The sequence below is a fragment of the Streptoalloteichus tenebrarius genome, assembly GCF_024171885.1.
Classification (GTDB): Bacteria; Actinomycetota; Actinomycetes; order Mycobacteriales; family Pseudonocardiaceae; genus Streptoalloteichus; species Streptoalloteichus tenebrarius.
In genome coordinates this window covers 66,776-79,181 of sequence record NZ_JAMTCP010000022.1, presented here as the reverse complement: position 1 = coordinate 79,181, position 12,406 = coordinate 66,776, and the positions used below count along the sequence as shown (strand labels likewise).

Genomic DNA, 12,406 nt, shown 5'->3' with positions numbered 1-12,406 from the left:
CCTAAGGTTGATGTTGCGGCACGGCCACCAGCACCCAGACGAGCCTGCGGAGAACGGATCGATGACCACGAGACCTGACCGGGTGAGGGACGCCAGCGGTCCCTCCCGCCGCCGCTTCCTCACCGGCGCGGCCGGGGCACTGGCCCTGCTGGGCCTGACCGCCTGCGGCGGAGGGGGTTCCACCCCGGCCGGCGCGTCCGGCCCGTCGGCGGGCGGGGGGAAGCGGACGATCGACACCGCGCTCGGCCCCGTCGAGATCCCGGCCAACCCGCAACGCGTGGTCTGCGTCGACCACTACACGCCGGGTGCCCTGATGGACGTGGGCGTCACCCCGGTCGGCGTCGCCGAGTTCGACACCAACGCCCTGCTCGCCGACTACGTGCCGCGCTTCCAGTCGCTGCCCAAGGTCGGCAAGTCCAACGAGGCCAAGCCGGAGAAGGTCGCCGAGCTGAAGCCCGACCTGATCCTCGGGACCCACCTCGCCCACGCGCCCGACCCCAACGCCGAGAACTACAAGGCGTTCGCGCCCACCGCCCTGTTCGCCGCCAAGACGGCCGGCGACTGGAAGGACCGCGCGCTCCAGGCCGCCGACGCCGTGGGCCGTCGCGCCGAGGGCGAGAAGGTCAGGCAGCGCTACGAGGAGCGCGCGGCGGCGATCAAGAAGCGGTACACCGACGCGCTCGCCAGGACCCGGTGGAGCATGGTGCAGGGCGGCAAGTCCGGCGAGTGGGCGCTGGTGCTGCCGGGCTCGTGGGGCGGCGTGGTCCTGGTCGACGCCGGGGTCCGGTTCGGCGCGGCCTCGGAGGGACAACAGGGCACCACCAAGAACTTCTCCGTCGAGCAGATGGACGCCCTGGCCGACTCCGACGTCATCGTGGTGCGGGGCAACAGCGACGGCAGCGTCGCCGCACAGGTCAAGCCGGTGCTGGAGCAGCCGGTGTGGCAGGGGCTGAAGGCGGTGCGGAACAAGAAGGTCTTCCCGCTGCCCTACTTCAACACCCTGCACTACGGGCAGGCCGAGGCGATGCTCAACAAGATCGAAGAGATTCTCCAGCAGCTCTGAGAAGGGAAGGGTCCCATGACCGCCCCAGCCAACGTTCACGAGCGCGGCGCCCGCCGCCTCGGCCGGCCGATGCGCGTGCTGCGCACGACCGAGGTGACCCCGCTGATGCGACGGATCACCGTGGGGCCCACGGGCGGGGAAGGGCTTCCCGGCGCCGACCACGAGCACCGCGGCCCCAACGTCAAGGTGTTCATCCCCCGTCCCGGCCAGACCGAGCCGGTCATGCCGCACCGCGAGGACGGCCGGCTCGTGTGGCCGCCCGAGGACGTCCGCGCGACGGTGCGCACCTACACCGTCCGCCGCTACGACCTCGAAGCGTCCGAAATGGACATCGACTTCGTGCTGCACGGTGACGAGGGCGTGGCCTCCACGTGGGCGGCCAACGCCGAACCGGGCGACATCGTCGGCGTGGGCGCGCCCGGCGGGCTCACCGTGCGGGAGGCCGACTGGTACCTGCTCGCCGGCGACCAGACGGCGCTGCCGGCGATCAGCGTGATCCTGGAGACGCTGCCGGAGACCGCGCGGGGCTACGCCTTCGTCGAGGTGCCCGACGCGCGCGAGGAGCAGGAGCTGGTCCACCCCGCCGGGGTCGAGCTGGTGTGGCTGCACCGCGGCGACGCGCCGGCCGGGACCGGCACGGCGCTGGCCGACGCCGCCCGCGCCGTCACCATCCCGGACGGCTCGGTGTTCGCCTGGGCCGGCGCCGAGTCGACCACCGTGCGCACCCTGCGTCGCCACTGGCAGGAGGAGTGCGGTCTGGAGCGGCGGCGCAAGCTCGCGATCGGGTACTGGAAGCGCGGGATCTCCGAGACCGAGTACGACCACAAGCACGACCACGACCGGGCCGAGGAGGACCGGTACGAGAACCAGCCGCACTGAGCGCCGGGCGCGCCCGATCGGGGTCGGGCGCGCCGGGTTGACCAGGGCGGATCAGGGACCGGGCGCGTGGCGGGGGCGCCGCGCGCCCGGTCGGTCGCCAGTGGCCGGCCCCAGCGGCCGCGCCGGCCCCACCGACCCCCGCGGGACACAGCGAGATCGGACGGGAGAGCATGCGCCTCGGCCAGATGGTCGTCGACATCAGTCCACTGAGGACGAGCCGTGACTTCCGGTTCGTCTTCGCGGCCAGGGTCGTGTCCCTGCTGGGCATCGGCTTCACCACCGTCGCGCTGCCGGTGCAGGTCTACGACCTGACCGGCTCGTCGCTCCAGGTCGCCATGGTGAACCTCGTGCTCGGCGCGGCGATGCTGGTCGGCACCCTCGGCGGCGGGGTGCTCTCCGACCGGTTCGACCGCCGGCGGTTGATCCTGCTCGGTCGCGGTGTCGCCGCCGCGGGCTTCGCCGGCCTGACCGCCAACGCGTTGCTGCCCCATCCCCAGCTCTGGCTCGTCGCCGTGTGCGCCGTGGTGAACGGGTTGGCCAACGGCGTCAGCGGCACCGCCCTGATGGCGGCCACCCCCGCCCTGGTCGGCAGGGACCAGCTCGCGGCGTCCGCCGCGTTGGTCGCCTCCACCACGCAGCTCGGTGCGGTCGTGGGGCCGGCGCTGGGCGGGCTGGTGATCGCCGGCCCCGGCGTGGCCGCCAACTACGGCGTCACCGCCGTCGGCACGCTCCTGACCGTGCTCCTGGTGTTCTTCCTCCGCCCGCTGCCGCCGACCGCCGTTCCCGGGCAGCGCGCGAGCGGCTCCGTCGTGGAGGGCTGGCGGTTCGTCCGGCGCAACCCGGTGATCGGCGGCCTGTTGCTCGTGGACGTGTGCGCGGTGGTGTTCGCGATGCCGTACGCGCTCTTCCCCGCCCTGGCGAGCGAGCACTTCCACGCAGGACCCGCCGCGGTGGGCCTGCTCTACGCCGCGCCCGCCGTCGGCGCGTTGCTCGGCGCGGTCACCAGCGGGTGGACGGGACGGGTCGCCGGCTCCGGCAGGGCGCTCGTGGTCGCCGTCCTGGTCTGGGGCCTGGCGATCACCGGCTTCGGGCTGAGCCCCACCCTGCCCGTGGCGTTGGCGCTGCTCGCCGTGGCCGGCCTCGCCAACATCATCTCCGAGATCCTGCGCAGGGCGCTGCTCCAGCACCACACCCCGGGACGGCTCCAGGGACGGGTCAGCGCCGTGTGGCTGGCGCAGACGACCGTCGGCCCGTCGGTGGGCAATGTCGAGGCCGGCCTGCTCTCCCGGTTCGTCGCCGCTCCCACGGCCGTGGTCCTCGGCGGCCTGGTCTGCGTGGCCGGGGTCCTGCTGGTGGCGGCGGCGTTCCCCGCGCTGCGCCGCGCGAGCCTGCGCGGCCCCTCGGCCGACGAGACCGAGGGTCTCGCGCACCAGGCCCCCGTCGCCGCCTGACCGTCCCCGGCTCGCCGTTTCCGCTGGCAGGCCCGCTCGACCTAGGGCCTGTCATCAAAGCTGGTGTGGCTGATCCGGTCCCATCCCCGGGGCGTCGTATGCGGGCACGAGGTGCCCGGCGGGCAGCGGCAGGTGATCGAGCCGCTGTTGCCCGCCTTGGGCGCGAAGGGACGCCCACAGGTGGACGAGGCATCCGTGTGATCAAACGGGATGCTGGTCAAGGCGAAGACGGGTGAGGCATGGCGTGACCCGCCGGAACATGATGGGCCGTGGAAGACGGTGCCGACAACCAGTTCTGGCGAGGGTCGCCCACCGAAACCGTGACCACCCTGGTGACAGGGGCCGGGCGATCGCCGAGCTGATCAACGAACGCGATCGGGAGGGTCCGGTCGGCCCAGCACGCTGCGCACCCACCAGCGCGCCGCACCGTGGTCGAACGCGGCTTCGACCGACTCAAGCAGTTCCGCGCCATCGCAACCCGCCACGACAAGACCGCCATTTCCTCCCTGGGGATGATCGATCTGGCCACCCTGGTCATCTGGTCTTGAGGACAGCCCATGGGGCGTGTCTGGTGATCTTGTTGTGGGGGTCGGGCGGGGGTCTTGGTTCCTGGGCGGGGAGTTGGTGTGGGATGCGGCGTGAGGCGGTGTGGGAGCCGTTGTCGCCGGACCGGTCGCCGTGGGTCGGCAGGGTGACGTGATCAGGCCTCAGCCTGATCGGGTGCATCGCCTACAGGGAGCGGATGGGTGTGCCGTGGCGGGAGGTGCCGGAACGGTTCGGGCTGTGGCAGACGCTGGGTGAGCGGCGGTCACGCTGGAGCGCGGACGGCACCTGTGGTCGCCTGGCCGACCAGGGCCGTGCGAGGGCCGACCCGGCCAGGGAGCGGGGACGGGGTGGGTGCAGGTGGGCTCCAGTCTGTCTCCGGGTGCACCAGCACGGCGCGGCCCTGTCCCTGTGGCACGGGGGCGTGGTCGCATCACAGGACTCTGCCCTGGGGAGCCCGCTGGCCACAGCGTCACCGCCCGATCAGGCGCGCCCGGGCACCAGCCGGAGTGGGTGATCGCGGACAAGGGGCTTCTCCAGCCGCATCAACCGACACCTGGCCTGACACGCATCAGATCAACATCCAGGAGAAGGACGACCAGGCCGAGAACCCGTCGCCGTCGCGGCTCGGCGGGCGGGCGTCCCCGCGCCTTCAGCACGCTGATCGACAGGCGCCGCACCGTGGTCGGGTGCTGCTTCGACCGGTTCAAGGGTTGTCGCGGCATCGCCACCCGCCACGACAAGACCGCCATCTCCTCCCGAGGGATGAACGATCTGGCCACCCCGCTCATCTGGTCTTGAGGACAGCCCATGGGGCGTGTCCGGTGGATCTTGTTGTGGGGGTCGGGCGGGGGTCTTGGTTCCTGGACGGGGAGTTGGTGTGCCCTGGCGGGAGGGTGCCGGAACGGTTCGGGCCGTGGCAGACGCTGGGTGAGCGGCGGTCACGCTGGAGCGCGGACGGCACCTGGGGTCACCTGGTTGACCAGGTCCGTGCGCGGGCGGACCTGGCCAGGGAGCGGGGACGGGGTGGGTGCAGGTGGGCTCCAGCCGCATCAACCGACACCTGGCCTGACACGCATCAGATCAACATCCAGGAGAAGGACGACCAGGCCGAGAACCCGTCGCCGTCGCGGCTCGGCGGGCGGGCGTCCCCGCGCCTTCAGCACGCTGATCGACAGGCGCCGCACCGTGGTCGGGTGCTGCTTCGACCGGTTCAAGGGTTGTCGCGGCATCGCCACCCGCCACGACAAGACCGCCATTTCCTCCCACGGGATGAACGATCTGGCCACCCTGGTCATCTGGTCTTGAGGACAGCCATTGGTTCCTCTGGGTGATGGTCGTATCCCCGGTCGCACTTCCTTTCTCCTTTCCGTCGCCAGTTCGGACGGTCGACGCGGGAAAGGGGTGGCGGGCGTGAGGAGCACCGTGGTCCGCCTGACCGGGGTCGGCGCGTCGTCCGTGGTCGTGGGCGTTCCGCGTTCCCCCGTGACGACCGGGGCCGGGGGATGGCGGAGGGAGTTCCGCGGGGCGGTGGCGGTCTTCGGCTCCGCCTCGCTCGTGGCCGGCGTGTCGGCCCAGCCGTTGGTGCTGGCCACGGCCAGGACCGTTCAGGGCGTCGGGGTCGTGGTGGCCGTGACGGCCCTGCTCCGGTCGGCGCGCACGGACCCCGTCCGCTGGATGAGCATCACCACCGCGTGGGGCCGGACGCCCCCGCTGGGCCTGTCAGCCGGAACCCCGCTGTCCGGGGCGGCCGTGGCTGTTCTCTCCTCGCGCTGGGCGTTCCTGGTGCCGGCGGTCGCCGCCGGCGTCGCGTGGATGGCGGCGCCCCGGCTCCTGCGGGACCCGACCACGACGCCGACCGGGACGGGGTTCGGGGCCTCGCCACTGGTCGGCGCGTTGTCGCTGCTGGGATTGCTCCCGATCGCCGCGCACGTGGCCCGGGTGACGACCCTCCCGGCGGTGACGGGTGTGGTCCTGTTCCTGATCTTCCTTCCCGTGGTCGTCGGGCGGGGGTTCCCGCCGGGGAACCCTCCGCCGGCGCCCACCGTCCCCGGGCTCCCCTCGGTGACGGACGTCGCCGCTCCCGGCCGCCGCCGGGCCGGTGGCCGCGGGTCGTTCGTGCCGTCCGGGCTGACCGCCCGCGCATTGACGAGGGGCGTCGGGTGTCACCGGGGGCGCCGTGACAACTGATCTCGACGAGGGCGCTCCGGGCGCCTGACGTTGTGAGGTCACCACCTCATCCCTGCTGGGGAGTGACCACGTGACTGGGGGTGACCGGGGAGGTGGTGTCCGCGCCGTCTCCCCGGTCCGACAGCTCTACCGGATCGGGTGGCATCCGGTGAGCCGGGCACGCGTTCCTGTTGTGAGGGACGCGGTGCGCGGTCCCGAGGCGTGCTGGGGAGAGGACATGGTTGACGAGCGCGGCTGGAGCCAGGTCGGACAGGTGGAGCGGGAGGACGCGCACCCCGCGGGGGAGCACCAGCGCGTCGTCCGCGTCGCCGACGCGGTGCGCACCCTGGCCGAGGTGGGCCGCCTCGACGCGGCGATCCGGCTCGGCGAGGACATGCTGCGGCAGCCGATGCCCGAGGCGCTGGCCGCCGAGCTGCGGTGCACGGTCGCGGCGCTGCTGCTGGCGGCGGGGAGGGCGGGCGAGGCGGTCGCCGTCGCCGGGCGCGTGCTCGCCTGGCGCGGGCTGCCGGCCCCGCTGTACCGGCTCGCCGCGGCCAGCCGGGTCTTCGGGTTGTTCCTGTGCGACGAGCCGAGGGCCAGGGAGCTGGCCGCGTCGATGGTGGCCGGCACGGACCCGACCGATCCGGCGCGGGAGCGGGGCGGGGGCATCGGCGACCGGAGCGGGTTCGGCGCCGCCGACACGGTGACCGCCGCGACGGTGGTCTCGGTGCTGTGCTGGCACCGGGGCGAGCTGGCCGAGGGGCTGCGCTGGGGCGCCAGGGCCGTCCGCGCCGCCTCCAGGGTGACCGCGCCGGGCTGGCGGGGCTTCCCGATGTTGGCGCTGGCCGCCGAGCTGGCCGACCTGCACGAGTTCGACCAGGCCGAGGCGCTGGTGCGGGTCGCGGAGAACGCCGCGGACCCGCTGGGCGTCACCGGGCACACGGCCGGCCCCGCGATCGTCCGCGCCCGGCTGCTGGCCAGGACCAACCGGCTGGACGAGGCCAGGAGGGCCGCCGAGGCGGGGGTGCGGGTGGCCACCGAGCACGGCGCGGGACTGATGGTGCCGCTGGCCCACGCGGTGCTCGCCGCGACGGCCCTGCGCTGCGGCGAGGTCGGGGTGGCCGCCGAGCACGTCGAGCGGTACCGGGCCGAGCTGGCCGCCGGCCGGGCGGTGCTGCCCTCGCCGCAGTACGACTGGGTGGAGTTGCGGGTGGCGGCCGAGCGGGACGGGCCGAGGAGGGCCAGGGAGCTGCTGGCCGCGCGGTTCGCCGACCTGCCGACCCGTCGGGTGTTGTTCGTCGAGGAGCCGGGGGCCGGGGCGTGGCTGGTGCGCCTCGCCCTGGCCACCGGCGACCTGCCGCTGGCCGAGTCGGTCGTGGCGACCACGGAGCGGCTGGCCGAGGACAACCCCGGGTTCGCGACGGTGTCGGCGGGGGCGCGGCAGGCGCGCGAGGCGTTGCGCGACGCCAGGCCGGGGGCGGCGGGGCCGGCGACCTCCGCCGTCCCGCGCCGGGAGGCCTCGGGGGAGGGCTGGGACCTGCTGAGCGACACCGAGCGGCGCATCGCCGACCTCGTCGGCCAGGGGCTGACCAACCGCCAGGTGGCCGCGCGGGTGTTCCTCTCGCCGCACACCGTGAACTACCACCTGCGGCAGATCTTCCGGAAGCTCGACGTGCGCTCCCGGGTCGAGCTGGCCCGGTTCACCCGCGACCGGTGAACGGCCTGCGCTGGTGCCGCACGGGTGCTCCTTGCGCCGTGCCGCACCGGCCTCGTGGGGTGCCCGGCCGGTGCCGGATGCCGACCGGCATCCCGGTCATCGGCCCACCGCCCGGCTGTTCGCGGTTGGCTTTGGGAGGACGAGCGGCATGGCGGCGTGGGTCTTCTGTGGGCCGGAACTCCTTTCCTTCACTGTCCATAGTGGATTGCGGTCGGCTTTGTCGGAAGTTCGGCGTGTGGTTCTGGGTGGAGTTGGCCGGGTTCACCCGCGACCGGTGAACGGCCCGCGCCGGCGCCGCACGGGGTGCTCCGTCCGCCGTGCCGCCCTGGCCTTGGGAACGCCCGACCAGTGCCGGATGCCGACCGGCATCCCGGTCACCGGCCTACCGCCCGGCTGTTCGCGGTTGGCTTTGGGAGGACGAGCGGCGCGTCGGCGTGGGCCTCTCGTCGGCCGGAACTCCTTTCCTTCACTGTCCATAGTGGATTGACTTCGGCTTTGTCGGAAGTTCGGCGTGTGGTTCTGGGTGGAGTTGGCCGGGTTCACCCGCGACCGGTGAGCGGCCCGCGCCGGTGCGGCACGGGTGCTCCTTGCGCCGTGCCGCATCGGCCTCGTGGGGTGTCCGGTCGGTGTTCGAGGCCGACCGGCACCCTGGTCATCGGCCATCGGCCATCGGCCATCGGCCATCGGCCATCGGCCATCGGTCATCGGTCACCGGCGGACGGCTCCCCGACGTGCGCGGTCTGCGCCGCGAGGACGAGCAGCGCGGCCTCGGTGACGTCGCGAGGACGGGCCGGGTCGGGGGCCAGGACCTCCCGCTGTCCGGAACGCCTTGCCCCCGATGTCCATAGTGGACGCGTTGTGAGGTGGCCTTTTCGTTGTGAAACCACGGTCTCGCCGTGCGCCCCGTGTTGGGCCAGTTCGACCCCGAGGCATCTGGCGACCACGCCGTGCCCCGCGCTCCACCATGCGACGGGCCACGACGCGGGACGTGGCCCGGCCACCGCGCCCGCCAGCACCGGGGCGACCGCCGCCAGGCCGGGACCCCACCAGCGGGACCGGCCCAGGCCGCGCCGCCACACCAGCAGTGTCCGCGCCAGAGCGGCCAGCCCGAACCCGCACAGCGCCACCGCGAACGACAGCAGCGCCGTGCCGCCGACGGCGGCCAGCGGCAGGAACACCCCATCGGCTTGGCCGAAGGCCACCTTGCCCCAGGGGAAGCCACCGAAGGGCACGTGGGCGCGCAGCACCTCGGCGCCCACCCACAGCGCCGCCGCCCACGCCGAAGAACACCCCCACGTAGGTGCCGGTCCACCACAGCAGCGGACCCAGGAAGGCCGCACCGAACACCACCCCGTAGGCGAAGCCCGCGCGGGCACGCTGGCCGTGGACGACCAGCCCCAGGAGCTGGCCTCGGTGGCCAGCTACGGCTGGTCTCCGTGAGCGCGCCTGGCGCGGAGGCCGCCAAGCACGCCTCCCAGTCCTCGTCGGTGAGGAGCGGGACGTCGCCGGGCCGGAACACCCCGACGACGCTCACGAGGAATTCGACCGACCCGAGCCACCGCTCGACCACGGACACCGACACGTCCACGGCAGAAGAGGAAGCCATGTCGGAGGGGAAGCCCGAGACGTGCAGCCCCGTCCGCCGGAACTCGGGCACCGCCGAGGCCGGGAGGTCGCGGTCGCCGTCGAGGACCGCCACCCGCGCGCCGGCCTCGGCCAGCGTCCGTACGACCTCCTGACCGACGGCACCCCTGCCGTCCACGCCGCCCGTGCTGCGCGTGACCACCGCGACCAGGTCCAGCAGGTTCCTGTCCACACCAGGCCCCTTCCACGCCACGGAGTCAGGCCGCGCGCCACGCGGACGCGACCGCGATCGCCTGCTCCGGGTTCAACCGGGGGTCGCAGCACGTCGTGTAGTCCGCGCCGAGCGCGGCGGCCTCCCGCTCGTCCCACACGCACTCCCGCACGGGGAACGGCGTGGTCTCCAGGTGCAGGCCGCCGTCGACCCCGCCCGCGCACGACACGGCGTCCTGGAAGTCGCGCACCTCGCGGACGAGCGCGTCGAGGTAGCGGGTCTTCCAGCCGTCCCGGGTGGTGACGGTGTTGCCGTGCATCGGGTCGCACAGCCAGATCACCGGGTGACCCCCGGCCCTGACGGCGTCGACCAGCGGCGGCAGCACCGTGGCGACGCGGTCCGCGCCCATGCGGGCGATCAGCGTGAGCCGTCCGGGCTCCCGCCCCGGGTCCAGCCGGCCGCACAGCGCGACGAGGTCCGCCGGCGTCGCGCCCGGCCCGACCTTGCACGCCACCGGGTTGTCGACCATCGCCAGCAACCGCACGTGCGCGCCGTCGACCTGCCGCGTCCTCTCCCCGACCCACGGCCAGTGGGTCGAGGTCAGCAGGGTGCGGCCGGCGACGTGCCGGACCAGCGGCAGCTCGTAGTCCAGCAACAGGGCCTCATGGCTCGTCCACAGTGGAGCGTCCGCCGACGGCGTCCAGCTCTCCCGGTGCCGGCGCAGGTACGCCATGGCGCCGCGCGCGGCGTGGTAGCAGGTGAGCAGGCGCAGCGGGTCGGGCCGCCGGGCGGCGGGGTCGGGCTCCGGCGCGTTCACCAGGTGGCCGCGGAAGACGGGCAGCTCCCGCCCGTCGTGCCACTCGGTCGGCCGGGACCGGGGCTTGGCGAACTGGCCGGCGAGGCGGCCGACGCGCACCACGGGGAGGTCGGCGTTGAGGCGCATCACCCCGGCCAGCAGGTCGAGCAGGGCGACCTTGCGGGTGAGCACCTCGGGCACGCACTCGGCGGGGTCCTCCGCGCAGTCGCCGGCCTGCACGACCTGGAGCCGGCCGGCCGCGACCTCGGTGAGCAGGCAGCGCAGGGACCGGACCTCGTCCGGGTCCACCAGGGGCGGCAGGGACGCCAGGTCCGAGGTCACCTCGTCCAGCAGCCACCGGTCGCCCCAGTCCGGCTGCTGGAGCGCGGGCAGGGTGGACCAGTGCCGACGGTCCTGCGCGGACAACGCCGGCCGCACGGTCTGGCTCATGTCAGCGGTCACCGGGTTCCTCCGTGGGTGTCGCTCGTGCGCCGACCGGCCGCACCGGGCCGGGCACGCGCCCCGCGCACGCGGTCGGTCTGCTGGAGGAAGAGGTGACGTCCGCTCTCGGCGTGCCGGCCCTACTTCTTCGGGTAGGAGCTGTATCCGCCCGTCACCGTCCACTGAGGTCAGGCGGACCAGCCTCGGCGTTCGCGTGACTCAGCGCGTCGGAACGATGACGAGACGTGGTGGCATCGGGGTGGTCGACATCCCGCACGCTCGAAACGGAAGCGCGCCACTGTGGCCGGACCGTCGCGGTCCGAGGTGGACTCCGAAGTGGACCGGTCGTGTCGTCGTCCCTCCCGTCGGTCGCGCGTCCGGTCGGTGGCGCCCGTCGGGGGAGAGGCGACGACGCGCTCAGTCGTCGGCCGTGTCGGAGTCCCGCCTCGGTCCGGGCCAGCGGACCAACAGGATGGTGATGTTGTCGTGGCCGCCGGCGTTCATCGCCTCCGCCCACAGCGCCCTGACCGCGAGGAGGTCGCTGGTCGACTCCTCGGCGAGGATGCGCTCGATCCGCACGGCGTCGACCATGTCGGTGAGCCCGTCGCTGCACAGCAGCCAGCGCGCCGGCCCCTCCACCGGGTCCTCGGCCACGTGGGGCTCCACCGGGGTGCGGAGCGCGGCGCCGCCCAGCGCCTGGGCGAGGACGGGGCTGCGCCGGCCCGTGCCCTCCCCGCCGCCCGCGGTGTCGTCGATCGAGAGCTGGCCCAGGTAGCCGGGATCCGCCCGGTAGACCCGCGAGTCGCCCACGTTGAACCACAGCGCGCCCGACTCGCTCAGGACCAGCCCGGCGGCGGTGGTGCCGGTGCCGTAGTACTCGGGCTGTCTCCCCGGGATCTCGTACAGCTCGTCGTTGATCCTGGCCAGGGTCGAGACCACCGCGTCCCTGCCGGTCAGCTCGGGCCCCTCCTCGGCCAGCCGCCGCACGGCCAGCGCGGAGGCCACCTCGCCGGCCGCGTGGCCGCCGAGCCCGTCGGCGACGGCGATCACGACCGGCCCGCGCAGCGGCAGCCGGATCACGACCGGCTCGGTCATGCTCGTGCCGGAGACCGTCGCCGGACCGGCCACGAGGGAGTCCTCGTTGTTGGCGCGTACCGCGCCGCGATGGGTCATCGCGGTGACGAACACCTGTGTCGACTGGCTCGGCGCGCTCATGCCGCCGCCCTCCGTTCCCGTTCCGGACCCCTCCCGACGGTGCCGGCCGCCCGCGACCGGGCGCCGCGCGTCGGGTGTGTCCGGTGTCCCGTCCGCCCGTGCCGTGGTCACCGGCCCGCCCCCGCCGACGACGCGGTCGTCGTGCCCGGCGGGGCCGCCGGCGGCCGTGAGCGATCCTGTCCATCCTCCGCCCACGAACTCCATCCGGGGTGCGGATGCCCCGGGGAGGCGTTGCTCGGACGCGGTGTGATGATCTTTCGTTCCCTCGTCCGGTCGAACGGCGCCCCACCGCCGGCGCGGGCGGCGGAGCGCGGCGACCGGTGGTCGTCGTGGCGGT

10 protein-coding genes and 1 pseudogene are annotated in these 12,406 nt (G+C 73.9%); 7 read left to right on the top strand and 4 right to left on the bottom strand.

Features of this window, described 5'->3' with window-relative positions:
• Positions 1–61 precede the first annotated feature (61 nt).
• From LX15_RS18755 to LX15_RS18730, 7 genes are all read left to right on the top strand, one after another.
• On the top strand, positions 62–1,063 hold the full coding sequence (locus tag LX15_RS18755; RefSeq protein ID WP_253670918.1) for an ABC transporter substrate-binding protein: 1,002 nt from the start codon (positions 62–64) through the stop codon (positions 1,061–1,063).
• A gap of 15 nt (positions 1,064–1,078) precedes the next feature.
• On the top strand, positions 1,079–1,942 hold the full coding sequence (locus LX15_RS18750) for a siderophore-interacting protein (protein WP_253670917.1): 864 nt from the start codon (positions 1,079–1,081) through the stop codon (positions 1,940–1,942).
• A 170-nt stretch (positions 1,943–2,112) separates the two neighbouring features.
• Positions 2,113–3,393 carry an enterobactin transporter EntS gene (gene entS / locus LX15_RS18745; protein ID WP_253670916.1) on the top strand — a complete coding sequence of 427 codons (1,281 nt, stop codon included), beginning with the start codon at positions 2,113–2,115 and terminating at the stop codon, positions 3,391–3,393.
• 374 nt (positions 3,394–3,767) lie between these two features.
• Positions 3,768–3,941 (top strand): transposase, encoded by a 174-nt coding sequence (locus LX15_RS18740; RefSeq protein WP_308213486.1) that lies wholly within the window; start codon positions 3,768–3,770, stop codon positions 3,939–3,941.
• 164 nt (positions 3,942–4,105) lie between these two features.
• On the top strand, positions 4,106–4,453 hold the full coding sequence (locus LX15_RS33585) for a transposase (RefSeq protein ID WP_372502753.1): 348 nt from the start codon (positions 4,106–4,108) through the stop codon (positions 4,451–4,453).
• An 896-nt stretch (positions 4,454–5,349) separates the two neighbouring features.
• Positions 5,350–6,126, top strand: coding sequence for a hypothetical protein (locus tag LX15_RS18735; protein ID WP_253670914.1), 777 nt, complete (start codon positions 5,350–5,352; stop codon positions 6,124–6,126).
• Between the two features lie 217 nt (positions 6,127–6,343).
• Positions 6,344–7,822: a helix-turn-helix transcriptional regulator gene (locus LX15_RS18730; protein ID WP_253670913.1), complete on the top strand. Its 1,479-nt coding sequence runs from the start codon at positions 6,344–6,346 to the stop codon at positions 7,820–7,822.
• 701 nt (positions 7,823–8,523) lie between these two features.
• Here the strand turns inward: LX15_RS18730 and LX15_RS18725 are convergent.
• The 4 genes and pseudogenes from LX15_RS18725 to LX15_RS18715 form a co-directional block, all read right to left on the bottom strand.
• A complete protein-coding gene (locus LX15_RS18725; RefSeq protein WP_372502752.1) occupies positions 8,524–9,162 on the bottom strand; it encodes a hypothetical protein in 639 nt (212 codons plus the stop codon).
• A gap of 110 nt (positions 9,163–9,272) precedes the next feature.
• Positions 9,273–9,584: pseudogene (locus tag LX15_RS33580) on the bottom strand (SDR family NAD(P)-dependent oxidoreductase); the annotation flags it as partial.
• A 79-nt stretch (positions 9,585–9,663) separates the two neighbouring features.
• Positions 9,664–10,875, bottom strand: a complete 1,212-nt coding sequence (locus LX15_RS18720) for a 3-deoxy-7-phosphoheptulonate synthase (RefSeq protein WP_253670911.1) — start codon at positions 10,873–10,875, stop codon at positions 9,664–9,666.
• Between the two features lie 396 nt (positions 10,876–11,271).
• Positions 11,272–12,069: a PP2C family protein-serine/threonine phosphatase gene (locus tag LX15_RS18715; RefSeq protein WP_253670910.1), complete on the bottom strand. Its 798-nt coding sequence runs from the start codon at positions 12,067–12,069 to the stop codon at positions 11,272–11,274.
• Between the last annotated feature and the right edge of the window lie 337 nt (positions 12,070–12,406).